This window comes from Sphingobium sp. SA916, from assembly GCF_002894065.1.
In the GTDB taxonomy this organism is placed as follows: Bacteria; Pseudomonadota; Alphaproteobacteria; order Sphingomonadales; family Sphingomonadaceae; genus Sphingobium; species Sphingobium fuliginis.
In genome coordinates this window covers 101,952-123,804 of the sequence record NZ_LXYF01000085.1, presented here as the reverse complement: position 1 = coordinate 123,804, position 21,853 = coordinate 101,952, and the positions used below count along the sequence as shown (strand labels likewise).

General features: G+C 67.6%; 11 protein-coding genes. 3 read left to right on the top strand and 8 right to left on the bottom strand.

Features of this window, described 5'->3' with window-relative positions; translation table 11 throughout:
* The 5 genes from A8G00_RS22595 to A8G00_RS22575 all read right to left on the bottom strand — a co-directional run.
* The coding region (locus tag A8G00_RS22595; protein WP_367379465.1) for a beta strand repeat-containing protein at positions 1-3,754 on the bottom strand (3,754 nt) is incomplete at its 3' end.
* The gene (locus A8G00_RS22590; protein ID WP_253258060.1) at positions 3,754-5,541 is read right to left on the bottom strand and encodes a ShlB/FhaC/HecB family hemolysin secretion/activation protein; all 1,788 of its coding nucleotides are present in this window, start codon (positions 5,539-5,541) and stop codon (positions 3,754-3,756) included. The genes A8G00_RS22595 and A8G00_RS22590, both read right to left, overlap by 1 nt.
* 250 nt (positions 5,542-5,791) lie before the next feature.
* Entirely contained in the window at positions 5,792-6,541 is a 750-nt protein-coding gene (locus tag A8G00_RS22585; protein ID WP_103001749.1) for a hypothetical protein, read from the bottom strand.
* Positions 6,528-8,567 carry an adenylate/guanylate cyclase domain-containing protein gene (locus A8G00_RS22580; RefSeq protein WP_103001748.1) on the bottom strand — a complete coding sequence of 680 codons (2,040 nt, stop codon included), beginning with the start codon at positions 8,565-8,567 and terminating at the stop codon, positions 6,528-6,530. Before A8G00_RS22580 ends, A8G00_RS22585 begins: the two co-directional genes overlap by 14 nt.
* Positions 8,568-8,572: 5 nt before the next feature.
* Entirely contained in the window at positions 8,573-11,644 is a 3,072-nt protein-coding gene (locus A8G00_RS22575; RefSeq protein ID WP_103001753.1) for a CHAT domain-containing tetratricopeptide repeat protein, read from the bottom strand.
* 361 nt (positions 11,645-12,005) lie between these two features.
* On the opposite strand from A8G00_RS22575, the gene A8G00_RS22570 reads away from it, so the two are divergent.
* From A8G00_RS22570 to A8G00_RS22560, 3 genes are all read left to right on the top strand, one after another.
* Positions 12,006-14,435, top strand: a complete 2,430-nt coding sequence (locus tag A8G00_RS22570) for a TonB-dependent receptor (RefSeq protein ID WP_103001747.1) — start codon at positions 12,006-12,008, stop codon at positions 14,433-14,435.
* Between the two features lie 125 nt (positions 14,436-14,560).
* The gene (locus tag A8G00_RS22565; protein WP_103001746.1) at positions 14,561-15,484 is read left to right on the top strand and encodes a formylglycine-generating enzyme family protein; all 924 of its coding nucleotides are present in this window, start codon (positions 14,561-14,563) and stop codon (positions 15,482-15,484) included.
* A 24-nt stretch (positions 15,485-15,508) separates the two neighbouring features.
* A complete protein-coding gene (locus A8G00_RS22560; protein ID WP_025546665.1) occupies positions 15,509-15,751 on the top strand; it encodes a hypothetical protein in 243 nt (80 codons plus the stop codon).
* A 66-nt stretch (positions 15,752-15,817) separates the two neighbouring features.
* Here A8G00_RS22560 and A8G00_RS22555 read toward each other — a convergent pair whose 3' ends face one another.
* Genes A8G00_RS22555 through A8G00_RS22545 form a run of 3 tightly spaced genes read right to left on the bottom strand, consistent with a single transcriptional unit; the run spans position 15,818 to position 21,582 of the window.
* Positions 15,818-17,212: an efflux transporter outer membrane subunit gene (locus A8G00_RS22555; RefSeq protein ID WP_099186779.1), complete on the bottom strand. Its 1,395-nt coding sequence runs from the start codon at positions 17,210-17,212 to the stop codon at positions 15,818-15,820.
* Positions 17,202-18,395 carry an efflux RND transporter periplasmic adaptor subunit gene (locus A8G00_RS22550; RefSeq protein WP_103001745.1) on the bottom strand — a complete coding sequence of 398 codons (1,194 nt, stop codon included), beginning with the start codon at positions 18,393-18,395 and terminating at the stop codon, positions 17,202-17,204. Before A8G00_RS22550 ends, A8G00_RS22555 begins: the two co-directional genes overlap by 11 nt.
* Positions 18,388-21,582 (bottom strand): efflux RND transporter permease subunit, encoded by a 3,195-nt coding sequence (locus A8G00_RS22545; protein WP_103001744.1) that lies wholly within the window; start codon positions 21,580-21,582, stop codon positions 18,388-18,390. The genes A8G00_RS22550 and A8G00_RS22545 overlap by 8 nt, the downstream gene beginning before the upstream one ends.
* Positions 21,583-21,853: the final 271 nt, after the last annotated feature.

Genomic DNA, 21,853 nt, shown 5'->3' with positions numbered 1-21,853 from the left:
GGCCGGCGGCGGTGACGCGCAGCGCGCCGCTCACCGTCGTCGTGCCGAACGCCAGATCGAGCGTCGCAACGCCGCCCGTCCCCGTACCGCCGGCGCCGCCGGTCCCCCCGCCGCCGCCCATGCTGCCGATGCCGTCGGCGCTGACGGTCAGGCTGGCGAAAAGCGGATCGACATCGACCAGCATGGCGGCGATGCCGCCCGTTCCCCGGCCGCCGGCTCCACCCGCCGCGGCGCCATAGAAAAATGTCGGATTGCCGTTATTGTCGAAACTGAAGAAGCCGCTATTACCGGCCCCCCCACCCTGCCCGTCGGCCTTCACCGTGACCGTGCCGATCGCATGGCCTTCGTTCAGATAGGAGAAGCGCGCGGTGCCGCCCAAGCCATCGCCCGCTGCCGCGCCCGGCCCGTCGCTGCCGTTATTGCCGCCCGCCCCGCCAAGGCCCTCCGCCGAGATCAGAAGCGAAGGCGCGGTCAGCATGCCGCCTGCCAGCGTGACATCCGCGACGCCGCCTGTTCCACTGCCGCCGGAACCGGCGCGATAATTGCCGGGACCGTCGGAGCCCGTCTCCGCTCCATCGCCGCCCTGGCCCGATGCGCGGACGACGGCCGCGCCGCTGATCGTGACCTGCCCGCCGCTCCCGGCGGTCATCAGCAGACCCGCAGTACCGCCCGTGCCGGTTCCGCCATCCGCGCCGTCGGCCTGAAAGACCGGATAGCCCAGACCGCCCGTGCCGCTGGCATCGATGCCGAGCGTCGCCAGTTCCAGCGTGCCGCCCCGCGATTCGAGCAGTGCATTGCCGCCCAGGCCGGCACCGGCAATGGCTGCCGCCGACGACGGACCGTTCGCGCCGTCCGCTTCGCCGCCGGTGCCGTGAGCGCCCAGCGTCAGCGTGCCGATGGCCGCCGCGCCGCCGGAGATCAGGAAGCCGGCCGAGCCGCCCTGCCCGCTGCCCGCAAGGAACGCCGTAGTGCCCCCGCCTTCGCAGCTAAGGCAGTTCTCGCCCGCCGCACCGCCGAAGCCGCTCGCCTGCGCATCCAGGAGATCGGCGGTCAGGCTGCCGCCCGATATGTTGATATTGACCGTTCCGCCCGTGCCGTTGCCGGCATCGCCGCCATTGAAAGACATGCCGTCGCTGGAGGGCGCCGAGGCACCCTCCGCCGACAGGAACAGACTGCCGAAGCTGAGGTCGCCGGTGCCGGCAAGACCGAGGCGGCTTTCCACGAGGATGCCGCCGCCCAGCCCATCGCCCCCGCGACCGGCAACGCCGTCGGACGCCGCGCCGCCGCCCACGCCTTGGGCTTGCAGCGTCAGTTCGCCAGGCACCGAGAAATCGGCATCGCTGGCATGGAGCAGGATGGAACCGCCCGTTCCGTTCGATCCGTCGGCGCCCGCCGCGCCCCAGCCATCGGCCGAGACGCGGCAAAAATAGCTGGCGCAGTCGCTGAGCGAAAAACTGCCGCGCTGCCCGCCGGAAGCACTGGCGAACAGGGTCACGCCGCCGCCGGTGCCGCTCCCCGCCACGCCCGGCGCATCGCCTGCAAAGCCTCCGGCGCTGGCATAAAGCCCCGCCGCACCGAAGCTGCCGCCCGCCGCGCCGATGCTGATGGTCCCGCCAAAGGCGTCGGCCGTTCGGGGCGTCAGGAAGGTCGATCCCGGAAAAGCGGGGAAGCTGGACGCATTGGCGGTGGCGAACAGATCCTCCGCAATCGCGAAGCTGCCCCCGTCATGCGCGGAGATGTTGATCCGCCCGGCCCGCAGCGTGCCGCCAGACGCACCCCCGCCAAAGGCCCGCGCATCCGCATAGAGCGAAACGGATGTCAGGATATTGAGGTTGCCCGTGCCGCCGACGTCGATGTCGATCCCTGTGGCGCCAGGGATGGCCGCGCCATAGCTGCCGCCCTCCGTCGCATAGCCCGGCGCGGTGCTGGTGTCGGCGTTCAGGCTGGTCCATTCATGCGTGCCGCTGGAAATGGCGACACGGATGTCGCCGCCGGTCGCGTTGCCCGCCGCGCCCGTGCTGGCGATGCCGCCGGTCGCCTGCGCCTTGGCGCTGACGGTCCCGAGATCGAGGCCGCCTGTTATGAAGCTGCCGGACGTGCCGTTGAGCGCAACGCTGCCGCCAATGGCGCTGCCGCCAACGACCGGCGGCACCGAAACCTGGAAAGCCGTGCCCGCAGAGGCGTCAAGCGCCGTGCTGCCGAAGCGCAGGCTCCCTCCCTCGGCGCCGGAGGGACCGGCGGCGGTCAGCGCGGAGAGGGTGATCGCCCCACCCGTGGCATTGCCGGACCTGTCGCTGCCATAGCCCGCATAGCCCACGGCATTGGCGATCAGGCTGGCCGCCGCGATCGATCCGCCCGTGGCGATCAGGTCGATCGTCCCGCCAATCGCGTCCCCGCCGATCAGCGGCGGCGCGCTGACGCCCGCCTCGCCATCGCCGCTGGCGTTCAGCGTCAGGCTGCCGGTGACGTCGATCTGTCCGTTGGTCAGGGCCGCGCCGCTGCCGCCGAAGGCGAGCAGGTCGATGCGACCGCCCGTAGCGCCGCTTCCGGCGGTGAGGATCATGTCCCTGTCCGCGGCGATCGCGCCGGACTGATCGGCCCGCAGGGTGATGCCGCGTTCGGCGGACAGCGCGACATTTCCCAGGAAATGCGTTGTCGCGGCGGGACGTATGACGATGTCGCCGGTCGCCGTGCCGGTCAGGTCGTTCCGCCAGTCGCCCGATCCGATGCTGAAACCCGCCTCCACCGTCGCCGTGGCGTTGCGCGTGGTGATGAGGTTCCCGTCTACGTCATGGGCGATGTCGGAACCCGCCGAGAGCACAAGGGCGCTCCCGTCCGGGGTGACCGCCGTCGCTGGCGTGTAGCCGACATTGCCCGACAGCAGCATGGTGAGTGCGTTGTTCTTCGGCACCGCGACCATGAAGATGCGCTGCGGGTCGGTGCTGCCCGCCGATTCAGGGCCGTTCGTCGTGCCGCTGTGCACCACGCCATTGGCGTCCGTGGTGCCGGCCGTGATGGCGATGTCGAACAGGCCGTTGTTGATCCGGATGTCGGCCGCTTCGGCCCCGACATAGGCCGTCGATCCGCTGACCGTGACCGTGCCGCCCTGCACCACGCGCGGCGCGACCAGAGCGACATAGCTGCCGGCCGAAAGCGCGTTGATCTGCGCGCCCGGAAGCAGTTCGACGGACGATGTGCTGCCCGCCGGGCCTGCGAAGCGGATATTGTTCCTGTCGAGGCCGTTGCTGATGTCGATGGCGTTGGTGGTCAGCACCAGCGATCCGACGTTGAAGACGCTGTTCGCGCCCGCGATGATGCCGCCGGGCGAATAGAACCACACCGCTCCGCCGGTGCTTGGCGGGCTGCCGCTGACCTGGCTCTGCACCGTGCCGTTGAACGCGATCGCACGCGATACGGGCAGTCCGTTGCCGTCCAGCGGAAGGATGCGATTCAGCACCGTGAAGTCGCTGAACGAGCTGAACGTGACCGTGTTGCCCTGGGGCAGGAAGTCGATCGTGCCGGCACTGGCCGGTCCGCGATCGTCGGGCGTCCAGTCGATCACCGCCTGGGTCGAGTTCAGCGAGACGCTGTCCGTGCTCGGCGGGATATAGGCGTCGCCCGAAACTATGGATGGCGTGCCCTGAAAAGCCTTCTGGCCAATGGCGGCGCCGGCCCCGAGCCCGACCGCCAGCGCCACGGCGCTTGTGCGGCCCAGCAGGGTCCAGAGCGAGAATGTGCCATGCTTCGTGGTCATCAACGCCTCCACGGCAAGATTTGCGTGGTCAGGGAAAGGAGCAGCCGCGTGTCGCCCTTTTCGGTCTGGAAACCGGCCTTGCGCAGGGGGGTCGCCAGTGTCAGGTCGAGCCGGGCATGATTGTCCCACGTGGTGCGTAGGCCGCCGCCCGCCGAATAGAGCTTCTGCGGGTCGAGCCCGGCGAAATTGGCGCTGTGATGCCACATCCAGGCCGCGTCGAAGAAGATGAAGGGCTGGAACGCGATGGCGCCCGGCGCCCGCGGCGTGATCCGTCCGTAACGCAGCTCCGCCCCTATGCCGACGCCGCTGTCGCCGGTGATGATGCCGGGATCGTAGCCGCGTCCGACAGTGTAGTTGCCCGCGCTCATCTGCTCGTAGGAAAGGAGCACGTCCGGGCTATATTGCGCCCTTGGCGACAGGGTGAAGCTCAGTTTCGGGGTCGGCCGAAATTCCGCCTGCACACTCGCCCGCAGCACGAATGCGGAAGGATCGCCGTCCAACTGGCTGATCGGCGTCCTTGGGAAAGCGCAGTTGACGAGAGCCGCGCCGCACGCATCGCTCGCGCCCAGCCCTTTCAGGCCCTGGCGCGCCTCCATCATGCCGCCCAGCCGCCATTTCGGCTCTATTCCCGAATAGCCGAGGGTGCTGACGATGCTGTCGGGATCGATCAGCTCGCCTTCCAGCCGCAGGAACAGCACGCGCAGCCGGTCGCGCGACAGCGGCACCTTGGGCGTGGCGGTGCCGAAGCGCAGGTCCTGGTTGACGATGTCCAGCCCGCCCGTCGCCAGCAGCGTATGCACCTGCCGCCGCGCCAGCGGATAGGCGAGCGCCGCCGTCGCGATCATCGTTTCGGACGATAGCGGTATGCCGTCGATCCCCGGCTTGCTCCAGGCATAGGTGAGGTCGCCCGACAGGCGCAGCCCGTCGTTGCCCAGCGCCATGCTGTGGCCGACCTGAAGCACCGTCTGCTCGCTCGGCTGGGCGGTGTTGAAGATGCTGAACAGCGTGCTGTCGCCCAGGCCGGTCATGTCGTTGAACCGCACGCGCGCCAGCCCGCCGAAGCGGCCGACCGCGTTGCTGCCGTAATTCTGGATGTTGACGTCCAGTTCGACGCGCTGGCGCACCACCTGCACCTCGCCCACCACTTCGCCGGGCGCCGTTCCCGCCGGGCGCAGCGCCAGCCGCACGTCATAGCCCGGCAGGTCGCGCGCCAGCAGCAGATGCCGTTCCGCATCGCGCACGTTGAACACCGGCTGGCCCTTCAGCGCCTCCATATGCGCGGCGATCAGCCTTTCGCCATTGCCGGCGTCGCCCCGCACCTCGATCGCCACCAGCCGCGCCATGAAGATGTCGAAGCGGACCGTGCCGCCCTTCTCGATACGCTGGGGCGGAACCTGCACCGCCGCCAGATAGCCCATTTGCCGCAGCATGGTCGCGGCCCGGTCGCGCACTTCGCAAAGGGTGGCGATGGGCACCTCGCGCCCCGCATATTCGCGCCAGCTATCCTCCAGCGCCGCCGGATCGACGACACGCAGCCCTTCGAAACGCACATCGGTAAAATCGACCGCCACGCCGGCGTAGCGCGGATCGGCGAGCGGACAGGGTGCGCGCTCGACGCCGCCCACGACCGTCAGGCGGCTGCCCTGCGCGGACGCCTCCCCTGTCAGTTGCCCGCGCGTCAATTCCTCGCGCGTCGGTGCGCGCGGCGCGACCTGCGCCGTCGCCGCCACGGGCAGCAGCATCGCCAGCGCCATGGCCGCCGAACCTCCCAAAGCGGAAGCCCGCATGTGCCCCTTCTTCCCCATAGACGTCCCCAAAGCGTCAAAGGCAGCCCTTTCCCTCATGGCTGCCCCACCCCTGTTTTCAGGCGCAGGCTTTTTGCCCGTCACCCCTTTCCCGCGACCAGCGCGTTTCCCAGGCAGGCGAAACCTGCCGACCCGGAAAACGCTGCGAAGCTAATCTGGAGCAGCCGAACCGATGCCACCGGACCGGACTGCGCTCCAGCCGCCGGTTAACAGCGGCCGCGCCCCGCGACAATCAATTCCGCGCAGCGCCGTCCGACAGCGCCGCCGTCTCCACCAGCAGGTCGAGCTGCGCCGTGCATTGATGCGCGATCAGGCCCGATGCCATGCCGTCCAGCCCCGAAGATGCAGGATCGAGCAGTGCGAAGCGGACATCGGCGGCGCGGGAACCGTCGATCAGGCGATAGGCCGCGCCGTCCCGCACCGGCGCGGCGACCGGCCAGGGGGCGACCGATTCGCCCGCCCCGAAACTCGCCGTCGCCTGCACGCCCTCGCCGCTGATGCGCACGGTCGCGGGCCTTGCCGCATCCACGCGCCACAGGCGCACGGCGGCGGGATCGGCGATGCAGAGCGTTCCGGACTGCGCGATGTCCACCATCCAGAGATTGGGCCGACGGGGCGGCGTGGCCGGCGCTTCACCGAGGCCGCCGCGCACCGCCCCGGTTCGCGCCCGCCGCACCCGCTTCGTATCCAGCAGGGCGGAGAGCATCACGCCATTGGCCGGCGCTGCGCTGGCGGCGGCGGCCGCATGGAAGCTTCCCGGCCCGCGCAGCGTCCGCGTGCCCCTTGCGTCCAGCAGCGTCACCACATCGCCCGCCTTCAGCACCAGCGACCCGCCATCGGCCAGCTTGCTTCCCGGCCTGTAGGTCGCGGCCGATGGACCGGTAGCGCGGACCACCATGGTCTCCGCCGCGGCCTGCGCACCCAGCCCGGCGGCGACACATCCGGCCAATGCGCATTGTACGGCAAGCTTACCCCAGACCATAGCTTCCTCCTTCCCCGACATATTCATAACGATATAGCAGATTGGCGATGGCCGCATCATCCGGATGATGGTTAACCATCGCCTTGAGACGTTCTCGCGCGGCGCTTTGCGCTACGGCATCCTCGCCGTCCAACGCCGCCAGTATCTCGGCCAACGCCGCCCGGTCCTCCACCGGAAATTCAGGCGCGGGCTCGAACAGGTCGACGGGGGTCGAGCGTCCGCGCAGCCGCACCCGTCCCATCGGCCGCCACCAGTCCAGCCCCGACAGCAGCATCGCGTCCCGGCTTACCAGCACAGTGGTTTCCAGCGCCTTGTTCGCCGCTTCCAGCCGGGACGCCGTGTTCATGCTGTCGCCCAGCGCAGTATATTGGATGCGCCCCTCACCCCCGAAATTGCCGACGATCGCTTCGCCATGGTGCAGCCCGACGCGGGTTCGCCCGATCGGCGGCACGCCCGGCGGCAGATCGCGGCGAAAAGCCTCCCCCGCCTGCCACATCGCATAGGCGGCGAGCGCGGCGTTGCGCCCGTCGTCGGGCCGCGCGATGGGCGCGCCCCAAAAGGCCACCACCGCGTCGCCGACGAATTTGTCTATGGTCCCGCCATGGGCCAGCACCACGTCGCTCAGCATGTCGAGATAGCGGTTCAGCAATTGGGCGACCATTTCCGGCGCGATGGCGTGGCTAAGCTTGGTGAAGCCCTCCAGATCGGTGAACAGGGTGAAAATCTGCCGCTTTTCACCATGCAGCGCCAGCTTCTCCGGCTCCGCCAATATCTGCGCGGCGATGTCGCGGGGCAGATATTTGCCGAGCGCAGCCTGGGCGAAGCGCCGCTGTTGCGAGGTGACGGCCCGCGCCGCCACTCCGATGGCGGTGAAGGCCAGCACCCATCCCAGCACCCAGCCGACGGCCGGCAGTCCCTTGGTGTCCCACCCCCGCGCCTGCAACCAGAGCGGCACACCCGCAATCGCTCCCGCCTGCACCCCCAGCGCGGGAACCAGCGCGAACCAGCGCAATTCCGCCAGGCTGGTGAGCCCCGCCGCACAGATCACCAGCAGCGCGGCCGCCCAGCGCCACCCCTCCGGCACCGCGACCAAGCGCGCGCCATCCAGCAATTGCGCCAACATCGTCGCATGCACTTCCAGCCCGATCATGGTCGACCGGGCTTGCCGCCCCGACAATGGCGTCTCGAACTGGTCGATGTCGACGATGTCGCCGCCGATCAGCACATGCCGTCCACGCACCATGGCGGCGAGCGCCGGGGCCATGGCGGGATCGGCCAGGGTGTCGATCTGGAGGCTGGGGATCACCGGCTCCTCCGATCCGTCCGCCTGCCTGACCGGCAAACGGAATCGGATCGCGCCGCGATAGTCGCGAAAGGATGGCGAGGGCTGCATCGCCAGCGTCAGCAGGGGCGGTTGGCCCGGCGTGGGAACGGGCCAGCTTCGCGCCACATTGTCGGCATCGGTCTCCAGCCGGATGCTGGCCGGGCGGACTTTCGCCGTCCGCGCCGCCCGCACGAAGCGATCCAGAAATTGCTGTTGCTCGAAGATGATCTGTTCCTGATTGTCGCCCAGATTGGCGTAGCCCAGCCAGACAGGCGTGTGCATAGACCGCAGGACGGAAAGCAGTTCGCCATCCTCGTCCTGCGGCTGGTCGAACAGGATGTCGATGCCGATCGATTTGGCCCCCATGGCATCCATGTTGCGGAGCGCCCGCGCCAGCAGACCCCGGTCCAGCGGCGACCGCTTGCGCGTGGCGATCAGCGTCTGGTCGTCATAGACCACCATCAGGATGCGCTGGTCCTGCGCGACCCGCGGTGCGAAGGTGGCGGCTCGCCAGTCGTAAAGGCCCCTTTCCGCGTCGGCGGTCGGTATTTCCCGCGCCGCGCCGCTGCCGAGCGGCCTGTTCCAGTCCCAACCGGCCAGGAACAGCGCCAGCAGCAGCAGCGCGCCGGTCGCCACCAACCGCCAGCGGCCCGTGTCCCGCACCAGTCGCGCACCGCGGCGCAGCAGGCCCCGCGTCGGCATGGCGATCAGCGGCGCGCGATCAGCGGACGCGCGCCGTCACCGATGATGGCAAAGCCGGACCAGTAGAAAGGATGCGACGTCTCCGGATCGTCCATCAGCCTGATCTGCGCCGCCCGCAGCGCGTCGGCCACAGGCTGGTCCGCCCCGGCCGCGAACAGGCCGCCCATCAGCCTTTCGGTCGCGCGATAATCCTCTGGCGCCGGCCAGTGGCTGGCGATGACGGCGCGGCTCCCCGCGCCGATGAAGGCGCGCACCAGCCCGTCCAGCGCCCCGCCGCCGCCGGAAAGTCCGGCCGCCCGCGTCGTTTCCACCCCCGCCGCGCCCGCCGTGTCGCAAGCGGACAGGACGACCAGATCGGCATTCAGCCGCAGGTCGAAAATTTCGCTGAACTGCAACAGCCCGTCCGATTTGCCGTCCGGCGCGAAACTGGTGAGCAGGGCGGGCCGGGCCGGGCATCCCGGATGGGGCGGCGTCACCAGCCCATGGGTCGCGAAGTGCAGGATGCGAAAGCGGTCGAGATCGTCGCGCGCCATCACCGCTTCGTCAGTGAAGGCCGCGCCGGTGATCAGTTCGCTGCCCTGCCCGCCAATGGCCTGCGCCGCTTCCCGCAGCTCGGTGGCCGGAATCGGCCGGTTCCACTGCTGTGGCGACCAACCGCAATCGTCGCCCGTCCCGTTGGACAGGCTCCCGCGGCTGGAGGCGGCCAGCACCGGCCCTGCCAGCGGCGCATTGTCGCCAAAGCCGATATAGTTCCGCGCCGCGCCGGAGGGCGCAGCCGCCCGCGCATCGCGAAAGGCGCGGGCCGACAGGGCCGTGCTCACCGCATGGTCGCGCCCCAGCCAGTCGACGCCGCGAAAGTCGAACTCGTCGCCCCCCTGGGCCACCCGCGCTTCATAGGCATCGACCCCCGCCTGCCCCGCGACCAGCAGATTGACCGGCAGTTGCAGCATCGCTCCGTCCGGTTCGAAGATCAGGTGCCGCGCCGCCGCCAGCCGCTGCTCCACCGGCCCGAACAGGTCGAGATAGAGGCTGCGCGCCACCGGCAGGTCCAGCGCATAGGTGGTCTGTGCGCCGTTCACGTCGATGGAGATCGTCTCGCGCAGCGCCGCCACCTTGCGAGCCACGTCCGTCGCGCTTGCCGTGAGCCGGTATCCGGTTGCCCCCGCGCCGTCGATCCACAGTGCGTAGAGCGCGTCGCCCAGTTGCGCCAGCTTGTAATAGCCCTCCCCAGGCTTCAGCGTCGCCTGCATTTCGGCCAGCGTCAGCCCCTGCGGGCTGAGGGCGCGATATTGGGGATAAGCCGCCAGCGCGGACAGCGTATTGGCCTGATCGGCCGCGAGTTGGTCGATGTCGGCCTGCGCCCGCGCCATGTCGGGCAGCAGCGCCTCCTGCCGCTCCGCCGCCTGCCGCAATTGCGCAAGCGCGATCCGTCCGCGCTCTATGTCGCGCGAGAGGGAGACCGACTGCCGGAACAGCCGCGCCGCCTCTCCATCCCCGGCGGACAGCTCGCGGCTCAATTGCTCCAGCGTATCGGCAGCGCCGGGCCGCAGCAGCATCTGCGACGCCGCGAACAGATCGGCGGTCAGTTCCGGTCGCGTGGGAATTTCCCGCGTCAACAGGTTGAAATAAGGCTGCAGCTGGTTCGCCATGCCGGTCAGCGTGGCGCGATTCTCCATGGTGGAGGCGACGATGCCGCGATAGATTGTCAGCGCATCCTCATTGCGGCCACGCCGGATGAGGAACGCCCCCAGCCGCGCCCTTGCGCCGTTCAGCGCCACCGTTTCGGGATATTGCGCGCCCAGCAGGGTCAGCGCCTGATTCAGCTGACGCTCAGCCTGCCCATAATCCCCCTGCGCTTCGTAGGTCAGTGCGATCTCGCCCAGAAGCTGGGCGCGCAGGCGCGTGATCGACGTGACCCGCCCGTCGCGGATCGCAACCGCGCGCTCCATCGCCTTCGACAGCACGTCCCGAGCCGGTCCCGGCTGGCCCGACAGGCGCAGGATCGTGCCGCGCAACTGCTGCGCCTGCGCGTCGATGATCGCCGCCCGCTCGACCGGGGTCAGCCTATTGTCCTGCCGCACGCCCAGCGCGCGGGCCTGCGTCGCCCCGCTGCTCATTTCGGCGGCTACCTCGGCCGGCACGGAAACCCCGCCGTCTCCGTCTGCCGCCACGGTCGCAACGCTGCCAGCCAGGGGACGGTCCAGTATCGCCAACGCGCCGGCCGTATCCTGCCGGTTAATATGGTGCATGGCCTCGAAATTGCGGCGCAGGCGGACTTGCACCGCATCGGCGGTCGTGATCCCGCGGGCTTCCGCGAAGGCCGCGTCGGCCTGATCGAACAGCCCCAGATTGGACAATTGCAGGCCGCGATTGACCAGATATTCATGCGCCCGGTTCGCCCGCTCCGCCGGCGTCAGCTTCGCCGCATCGGGATCGCGCGCCAGCCGGTCGGTCAGGCTGTCGAAAAACTCCGCCGCTTCGGCATAATTGCCCGAGGCATTGCGCCGGTAGCCCTCGGCCAGCACGGTCTGCGGGTCCAGCGTCGCGGCCTGCAAGCGGGCGTAACCCGCATCGTTCGTTCCCACCGTCGCAATGTCGACCTTGCCGGGCACGATCCGCCCTGCCATGACGGAGCGCAGCCCCAGGTCCAGGGCGCTTGCATAGGCCGCATAACCCTGGGCGACATAGACTGTCTTGCCGCGCTCGACAGTCAATATGCGATAGGTGCCGACCGCGCCCGTGCAGTTGCGCATGAGCGCCCCCCCCATGCCGGGCAGGCTGACGCCGCCGGGCGCATTGCACTCGACCGCCATCTTGCGCGACGACGCCAGCCGGTCCAGCAAGCTTGCGTCCCCATCGCCCGCACCCCGCCGCAGCGCATATATCTGTCCCACCGGGCGCGCAGCATCCCGGCACACCAGCGTCCATACGCGATCGAACATGGTTCGCGCCGCGGGATCGCCGGTGGCGCTCTGCGCCTGGCACAGCGCGCCGCCCTCGCTGCCGATGCGGAAGCTGTCCCTCAACAGCGGACGGTCGCCCGCTGCCTGGGCATGTGCCGCCACAGACAGACTCAAGGCGGCCCACATGGCAGGCCCGCGAACCAACTTCCCCAAAGCGCTCAAAGGCTTGTCCCCCAAACCCCGCCGGATATGTCCGTGCAAGGCCCCCCTTAGCATGATCGGGCCGTCATAACGCCGCCCGATGGTGCGCCGCAAGGCGAAAGGCACCGGGCAAGGCCCTGTTCGCCGCCTCGTTCGAAGGAGTGAGGCAGGGATGTGACAGTTGAGCAAGAATCAATCTTTCCAGCGCAATTTTCATTGCATCATGGGAAAGGCCTGATCTAGATTGTCTCAACCCAATATTCATGGATGATCGAAGTTGAACGGCCGGCGTCCACAATAACCATAATTGCATGTTCACTACAGGGAGGATGATATGACAAGATTTCCCCGCCATGAATCCGTATTGCGTTTGTCCGCATCATGCCTTGTTCTGGCACTGTCAGGCCTTTCTACTGCTGCGCTTGCGCAAGCGACCGACAGTTCGTCCGACTGGTCAGGCAATGAGATCATCGTCACTGCGACCAAACGCAATGAATCGATCCAGAATGTTCCCTTTTCCATCAACGCGCAGACCGCCGAAGCCATGCAGCGCATGGGCGCTACCTCGATCGAGGATGTGTCGCGGAGCGTCGCGGGGTTGACCGTCCAGAATCTCGGGCCCGGCCAGAGCCAGGTGTCGGTGCGCGGCGTATCGGCGGGCCAGGTGGTCCGCGACCAGCCGGGCGTCAAGGAACAGGTCGGCGTCTATCTGGACGAATCCGTGATCTCCATGTCGCTGTTCACGCCTGATTTCGACCTGTTCGACCTCGATCGCGTGGAAACGCTGCGCGGACCGCAGGGCACGCTGTTCGGATCGGGCTCGGAGGGCGGCACCGTCCGCTACATCACCAAGCAGCCGAAACTCGGCCAGACCGAAGGGACGGTGGAGGGCGGCGTCAATGTCCTGAAGGGCGGCGATGTCGGCTATTCGGGCAAGGGCGCGATCAATCTGCCCCTGGGGGAGACGGCGGCGATCCGCGCGGTTGGCTATGCGGAACATTATGCGGGCTTCATCGACGCCATCGGCCCGGCCGCGGGCAAGAACGTCAATGACGGGCGCCGTTATGGCGGGCGCCTCAGCCTGCTCTGGGAACCCGCGCCGGGCATCAAGCTGACGCCGCGCATCATATATCAGGACATCAAGACCAGCGGCTTCAACCGGGAGGACAGCTATCATCTCTATTATAACGAGCTGATCAGTCCGCTCGACATCCTGCCCGAGCGCACCCAATATCTGAAGCTGCGCGAGGAGTTCCGCGACAAGACCACGCTGGCGGACCTGACGGCGAACATCGATATGGGATCGGACATCGCGCTGACCTCTATCACCACCTATATCCATCGCGACATCCTCGTCAGCCGCGATGCGTCGGCGCTGACCGGATCGGTGTCCATCACGCCCTTCGTTGACAGATTCGGCGCCGATCCCGCCATCGCCAATCTGCCCTCAAACCTGCGCGACACGACCAAGCTTGAACAATGGACGCAGGAACTGCGCCTCGCCTCGACCGGGGCGGGCCCGTTCCAATGGGTGATTGGCGGGTTTTACAGCCATGTAGACCGCGACTATGCCCAGCGGCTCCCGACCCCCGGCTACGACGCGTTCATCGACGCGGCGCTCGGTGCAGGGACTTCGGCAGGGGCAGCCAATGGCTTCCCGCTCAACTCGCCCTATAATGCCGATATACCCTACATCATCAAACAATATGCTGCCTTCGGCGAGGCGAGCTACAAGCTGGGCCAGTTCAAGCTGACCGCGGGCGGGCGCTATTATGACTTTAGCGAAAAGCGCGATTTCAAGACCGGCGGCGTCTTCCCCAATGGCGATAACCGCGTGGGCGACAAGACCGGTTCCACCGGCTTCTCCCCCCGCTTCATCGCCAGTTATGAGGCCAATCGCGACCTGACCTTCAACGTCCAGGCGTCCAAGGGCTTTCGCCTCGGCGGCGTCAACGATCCGCTGAACCTGCCACTTTGCGATGGCGGCGCGACCGGGCCGGATGCGGCCACCTATGGCAACCGGCCGACCTTCGACGACGAAACACTGTGGAACTATGAAGCCGGGGTGAAGGCGTCGGGCGGCGGCGTCACCTTCAACGCGGCGGTGTTCTACAACGACATCAAGAACCTTCAGGTCACGGCGGATGCGGGAAGCTGCTCCTCGCGCATCCTCTTCAACGTGCCGAAGGCGCATACGGCAGGCCTGGAAGCGGAACTGAGCGCCCGCGTCTCCCCCAATCTCGACCTGTCGCTGAGCGGCAGCTACATCGACTCGGAAATCGACAGCAACGTCACCGACGCGGGCGGCGCGATCATCGCCGGCATCCGCAAGGGCAACCGCCTGCCCACCGTGCCGAAGTTCCAGATGGCGGCGGCGGCAACCTATACGGCGGAAGTCGCGCCGGAAACCGACTGGTCCTTCACCGCCAGCTTCCAGCATGTGGGCGACCGCTATACCCAGCTTGCCGATCAGGAACCGGGCGCGGGCAGCTTCCCCAATTCCATCTATTATGATCCGGCCACGGGCGCCTATGGCACCGGCGCCTTCGACTTCGGCTCCTACAGGCTCGGCGCCTATAATCTGGTCAACCTGTCGACCGGCATTAGCTGGAACAGCGGCCTGTCGGTCACGCTCTACGTCAACAATCTGTTCGACGAGAATGCGCTTTACTCGCTGGACCGCGAGCGCGGCGGCCGGGGACGGCTGGGCTATAATATCGGCACCCCGCGCAAGATCGGCGTGACTGTCCGCAAGGACTTCTAGAACCGCCTCCGCCCGGGACGCCGGAAGCAAAGCCGCTTCCGGCGTCCTTTTTTGGGCGATACAGCCGGCCGATCCGCCGCTATGGTCGCCGGGTGATCGAGACCGGGACTGTCGTTGCGCAGGGAATGCGCTTTATCGAGGGCGGCGCCTTCGCCATGGGCTCGGACCGTTTCTATCCGGAGGAAGCGCCGGTCCGGCAGGTCCGCGTGGACGGCTTCTGGATCGACGAGACGCCCGTCACCAACCGGCAGTTCGCGCAGTTTGTGGAAGCCACCGGCTATCGCACCGTTGCGGAGACCGCGCCGGACCCCAAGGATTATCCCGGCATGACGCCTGAAATGGCGCGCGCCGGATCGCTGCTGTTCCAGCGCACGGCGACGCCGGTGGACCTTGGCGACTTCAGCCAATGGTGGCAGTTCAGCTTCGGCACCGACTGGCGTCACCCCCATGGCCCTGACAGCAATCTGGACGAGCTTTGGGATCATCCGGTCGTTCACATCGTCTTCCAGGATGCGGAGGCCTATGCCCGCTGGGCCGGCAAGGCGCTGCCGACCGAGGCGGAATGGGAATTCGCGGCGCGCGGCGGACTGGACGGCGCGGACTATGGCTGGGGCGACGAGCTTGCACCGGGCGGAGCGATGCTGGCCAATTACTGGCAGGGCATGTTCCCCTACAGCAATCTGCTGGAGGACGGCTATGAACGGACCTCCCCGGTCCGGACCTATGCGCCCAATGGCTATGGGCTCTACGACATGATCGGCAATGTCTGGGAATGGACCGCCGACTGGTATGCCCCACCCAGGGTCGAGCGCAAGGCGAAGGGAAGTTGTTGCGTTCCGGCGAACCCGCGCGGCGGCACGAAGCGGGAAAGCCTGGACCCCGCCAATCCGCATGTGCCGATCCCGCGAAAAGTGCTGAAGGGCGGTTCCCATCTCTGCGCGCCCAGCTATTGCCAGCGCTATCGCCCCGCCGCCCGACACCCTCAGGCGGTGGACAGTTCCACCAGCCATATCGGCTTTCGCTGCATCGTCCGCGAGCCGCGGCCCTGATTATCCAAGAACGGAAAAGACGTCATGCTCAACATGCCCTGGGACCAGCCCGCCACCATGATCGACCTGGACGGCAAGGCGCCGATCATCGGCACGATCCGCGATTGCGCCCAGCATTTCGCGATCTTCAAACCCCATGCGAAGGAACAGGCGCGCATCCTGCTGACCCAGCCCGTCCATCGCGAAGGCCGCAAGACGCGGACCTGGGTGCTGGAACCCTGGGAGATCGAAAAGCTGGTCGAGCGGATGAAGGCGGAGGTGCATTGAATTTGCGCCGGATTTGACAAGGACCATGCTCCTGCGCAGGCAGGAGCATCCAGCGTTTCCGGGATTTCAGACCGCGCCGCCCAATGCCTTGACCAACGCAACGCTCGCCCGCATCCGCTGCGTCTCCACCGACAGCAGCGCGCGTTGCGCCTCCAGCGCGTCCGTCTGCGCCGTCACCACCTCCAGATAGTCCGACGCCCCATCCCGATAGCGGGTCAGCGCCAGTTCACTCGTCCGCCCTGCCGCCGCGGCCGCGCTGCGCTGGTTCACCGCCTGATCGGCCAGATGCCGGTTCGCGGCGATCGCATCCTCTACCTGCCGGAACGCCCCCAGCACCGTCTCCCGATAGCCCGCGCTCACCTCTTCATATTCCGCGCGGGACATCTTCACCTCAGCCCTCCGCCGACCGCCGTCGAACAGCGCCAGCACCGCCGAAGCCGGTCCCAACCCCCAGAAACTGCTGGGCTTGCTGAACAACTCGCCATGCGTCGTTTGATACCCGCCGGACAGCCCCAGGGTCAGCGTCGGGAAAAAGGCTGCCCTCGCCACGCCGATCCGTGCATTGGCCGCAAACATCCGCCGCTCCGCCGCCGCAATATCCGGCCGCCGCTGCAACAGCTCCGAAGGCGCGCCCGCCGGCAATGGAGGCGCGCCGAGAGGCTGCACCCGCACCGGGACGGAGAAGTCGGACGCCACCGCCCCGACCAGCGCAGCGATCTCATGCTCGGTCGCCGCCCGCTCGTTGGCGACGGCGGAAATCTGCGCCTGCGCATTATCCAGCACGGTCTTGGCGCGGTTGACGTCGATCCCGGAGGCGATGCCGCCATCATGCCGCGTTGCCGTCAGTCGATAGGCCTTGCCGAATGCCTCCACCGTCTGGCGCAGCAATTCCGCCTCTGCGTCCAGCCCGCGCAACCGCGCATAGGCGTCCGCCACCGCCGCCTGAAGGCTGAGCCGCGCGGAGGCCAGATCGGCCTCGCTGGCCTGTGCATCCGCCCGCGCCGCCCTCACGCCGTTGCGGATGCGGCCCCAGAGGTCGAGTTCATAGTCCAGCGTGGCCCCCACGGAAAAATCATCATAGGTCGGCGCCGTTCCATTGCCGCCGAAACGCCTTCCGGACAGCCTCTGACGGCTGGCATCGCCCCCTGCATTCACCTGCGGGAACAGGTCCGCCCTCTCGATCCGCGCCGCCGCCCGCGCCTGGTCATAGCGCGCAAGGGCGGCCGCCAGCGTCGGACTGGCCTGCTCCGCCCGCGCCTCTAGATCGTTCAGCACGGGATCGCCAAAGGCCTCCCACCATTTGCCGCGCGACGCCTGGTCCATCGGCGTCGCCGCCGTCCAACCCTCAGCCTCCTTGAACGCCTGCGGCACGGCGGTTGCAGGCGGCCGGTAGGCTGGCGCCATCGAGCATCCCGCCAGCCCTGCCAGCAACATGGCCGTCGCCCGGCGATCAACCCCCATGGGCAGCACCCTTGGCGGCGGCCTGGACATGCACCTTGTCGCCGCTGCGGATCGCATCGGGCGGCGTGTCGATGACCCGGTCGGTCGGCAGGACGCCACCCGACAGCAGCACGACATTGCCTTCGTCCCGCGCGATCGTGACGGGCTTGACGGTCACGCGGCCGTCCCGGCCCACCACCGCCACGGTCGGCCCGTCATTGCCGTAGAAGATCGCGCTGCCCGGCAGGGTCGCGCCATTGCCCGATCCCGCCGGCACCTTGAAGCGGACCTGCGCATAGGCGCCCGGCTTCAGCGCCCCGTCGCGATTGTCCGCCTGCAATTGCACCAGCACCGCGCCCGACTGGGCATCGACGGCGCCCGAACTGCTGGTCAGGGTCGCGTCGAAGCTGCGCCCGGGATATTCCGGCAGGGTCAGCGTCGCCGCCATTCCCGGTCTGATGGCCGCCGAATAGCCTTGGGGCACCCGCACATAGATACGCATGCGATGCGTGTCGGACACGGTGAACAAGGGCTGGGCCGCCGCATTGCCCGCCACCACCAGAGCGCCGATCTGCGCCGACCGGCTCGTCACGACACCGCTGAACGGCGCGGACAGACGGGTGAAGCCCTGCAAGGCCTGCAAGCGCTTCACATTGGCGAGCGCCGCATTGGACAGGGCCCTGCGCGCGGCAAGATCGCCGGCCTTCTCATCCGCCTCCTGCCGCGAGACGGCGTCCTGCGCGAGCATGGAGGCCCAGCGCTTCGATGTGGTGGCGGCCAGCCGTTCATTGGCGAGCGCGGTCTGATAATCGGCCTGCGCCTGTGCAAGCTGCTGGTCCACCTCCGGCGCGTCCAATATGGCGAGCGGCTGCCCGGCCCCGACATGATCGCCTATATCGGCCAGCCACCGCCGCACATAGCCATTGGTCCGGGCGAAGATCGCCGCGCTGTTATAGGCCTGGACATTGCCCGGCAGCACCAATGCGTCGCCTTCGCCACCGGCGGACGGCGTCACCACCGAGACGGTGGGAATGGATGCGTCGGCAGCGACCTGCCTCAGTTCATTGGTCGCGCTGATCCGCGACGCCACGCCGATGCCGACGATGGCGACCGCGACGACCGCCGCGCCGATCCCTACCCGCTTCAACGTGCGGCTATCGGGTCCTTGCGCCTCGGGATTTTCGATGGGGTTGTGCTCAGACATGGCTCGGCTGCATTTCCAGGGAAGGCGCCTTCTGCCCATGCTTGCGATGGACGAAGGCGAATATGGTGGGAACGAAGAACAGGGTGGCGACCGTCGCGCAGATCAGGCCGCCGATGACCGCCCGGCCCAGCGGCGCATTCTGCTCGCCGCCGTCGCCCAGCCCCAGCGCCATCGGCCCCATGCCGATGATCATCGCAAGGGCGGTCATCAGCACCGGGCGGAACCGGACCATCCCCGCCTCCAGCGCGGCCTTGCCGGCGTCGCCCAGTTCGGCGAGCTTCTCCCGCGCGAAGCTGACGACCAGGATGGAGTTGGCGGTCGCCACGCCCATGCACATGATCGCGCCCGTCAGCGCTGGCACGGACAGCGTCGTACCGGTGGTGAACAGCATCCAAACGATTCCCGCCAGCGCCGCCGGCAGGGCCGTGATGATCACGAAGGGATCGACCCAGCTCTGGAAGTTGACGACGATCAGCAGGTAGATCAGCACGATGGCCCCCGCCAGCCCCCATCCCATCCCGGAAAAGGCCGTGTTCATCGTCGCATATTGGCCGCGGATGGTGACGGTCGTCCCCTTGGGCAGTTCCTTCTCCAGCGACCGGATCGCCCGCTGCACATCCCGGGCGACCGCACCCAGGTCACGCCCCTGCGTCGTCGCGAAGATGTCCAGCACGGGCGCAATGTCATAGTGACTGACGATGGGCACGGTGTTGGACCGCTTGATCGTGGCCAGCCCGCCCAGCGGCTGAACCGAGGCGCTTGCCGCGCTGCCCGACACCGGCACATTGCTAAGGTCGCTCATGGAGCCCACCAGATATTCCGGCGCCTGCGCCACGACCGGATATTGCACGCCGTTTTCCGGGTTCACGAAGAAGACGGGCGCGGTCTGCGACGTGCCTGCAAGCTGGCTTGCCAGGCTGGTCGTCACGTCCCGCTCCGACAGGCCATATTGCCCGACGCGCGAGCGGTCGACCTCGACATCGAGCTGCGGCGAGCGCGCCGGCTGCTGGATGCGGGCGTCGGCCAGTCCCGAAATGGTGGCCATCTTCGCCAGCAGCTTCTGCGCATAGGCGCGATTGCCGGCGGCGTTCTTGCCCGCGATCTGCACGTCGATGGGCGCGGGCGCGCCGAAGTTCAGGATCTGGCTGGTGATGTCGGCCGGCAGGAAGGCGAAGCCGGTGCCGGGGAAGCGGCGCGGCAGCTCCCGCCGCAGGGTGGCGACGATCTCGTCCGTCGGCCGATGACCTTTGGTCAGCGCGATCAGCATGTCGCCATCCTGCGGGCCGATGGTGCCGCTATTATTGTAGATGGCGTTGATGCCGCTGACCGGCAGGCCGATATTGTCCGTGATGGAGGCGAGTTCCTCCGCCGGGATCAGTGAGCGGACTACCCGCGCGATGCGGTCGAAGCGGGCGGCGCTGTCTTCGATCCGGGCGCCCACCGGCACGCGCACATGCATCGCGATCTGCCCTGAATCGACCGAGGGGAAGAAGTTGCTGCCCAGCATCGGCAACAGCCCGAAGGACAGCAGAACGACGGCCATGAAGCCGAGCAGGAAGGGCTTGCGCGCATTCAGCGCCCGGTGCAGCAGCCCGACATAGCCGCGCCTTATCCTTTCGAAGCGCCGTTCGAACCCACGCTGGAAGCGTACCAGCGGATTGCGCGAGGCAGGCGCCCCGGCCACATGCGCGTCGCCCTGTTCGACATGGGGCCGCAGCAGATACATGGCCATGGTCGGCACCAGCGTCCGCGACAGGATGAAGGATGCGATCATCGCGAACACGACGGAAAGCGCCATCGGCACGAACAGGAATCCGGCGACCCCCGGCAGGAAGAACATCGGCACGAACACGATGCAGATGCACAGCAGCGACACGAAGGCGGGCGTCACGATCTGCGCCGCGCCGTCCAGTATCGCCTCGATCACGCCCTTGCCCTGCTCCAGATGCCAGTTGATATTCTCTATGGTCACGGTGGCGTCGTCGACCAATATGCCGACCGCCAGCGCCAGCCCGCCCAGCGTCATGACGTTCAGCGTCTGGCCGAAGGCTGCAAGCGCCGCGACCGCCGCCAGGATCGCAAGCGGGATCGACAGCGCGATGATCACCGTCGAGCGCCAGGAGCCCAGGAACAGCAGGATCATCAGGGAGGTCAGCGCCGCCGCGATGGCCCCTTCGTGAATGACGCCTTCCACCGCCGCCTTCACGAACAGCGACTGGTCCCCGATGGGCAATATCTTCAGGCTGTCCGGCAGGCCCGCCGCGATCTGGGGCAGCTTTTCCTTGACGCCGTCCACGATCGCCAGGGTGGAGGTGGCGCCGTTCTTGAGGATGGTCAGCAGCACGGACCGGCTGCCCTCGACATGCACGATATTCTGCTGCGGCCCGCTGCCGTCGCGGACATGCGCGACATCGCGCATCGTGATGGTCGCGCCGTTGACCACCTTGACGGGCAGGTCGTTCAGCGCCTCTATGGAGGACGGCGCATTGTTCAGCTTCACGCTATACTGGGTTTCCCCGATCTTGACGAAACCGGCCGGATTGATCTGGTTCTGCGCGGCGATCGCCGCACCCACATCCTGCGCCGACAGCCCCTTGGACTGAAGCGCCAGCGGATTGAGGTCGATCTGCACCTGCCGCTGCTTGCCGCCCGAGGGGAAAGGCATGGCAAGGCCGGGGACCGTGATCAGCGGCGGGCGGACCTGGTTCATCCCCATGTCGAACAGCTGCTGTTCCGACAGCCCCTTGCCCGACAGGGCGAGCTGGAGGATCGGCACGGTCGACGCGCTGTAATTCAGGACAAGCGGCGGCGTGATCCCCGGCGGCATCTGGCGCAACACGGTCTGCGACACCGACGTCACCTGCGCGGTCGCGGTGCGGATGTCGGCGCCCGGCTGGAAATAGATTTTGATGATGCCGATGCCCTGAAGCGACTGGCTCTCGATATGTTCGATGTCGTTGACCGTGGTGGTCAGCACGCGCTCATAGGGATTGACGATGCGGTTGGCCATGTCCTCCGGCGACAGGCCCGCATATTGCCAGGCGACCGCCACCACGGGAATGCGGATATTGGGAAAGATGTCGACCGGCGTTCGCGCCGCCGCCAGCACCCCCGCGATCGCGATCAGGATCGCCATCACGATGAAGGTGAGCGGACGATGCAGGGCAACCTTGACGATACCGATCATTCACGACTCCACGGATGCGCCGCCGGATGATCCCCGCCGCACATGACGATACAACCTCTCCAGATATTTTCGCCGCCTGATACCAGAGACGAAGCGCGCCAGGAAATGCGCATATCGTTTGCTGCATTTCCGACCGTCGCCAGAAAGGCGGCCAGCGCGGAAATGCTCCAGGACGCGTGGGGGCTTCGTTCGGGGCGAGGCGAATTTCCACACATCCTAGAATGCGACGGCATCCCCGGCCATGGCGGAGTGCTGCGGCAATGAGGGGGCA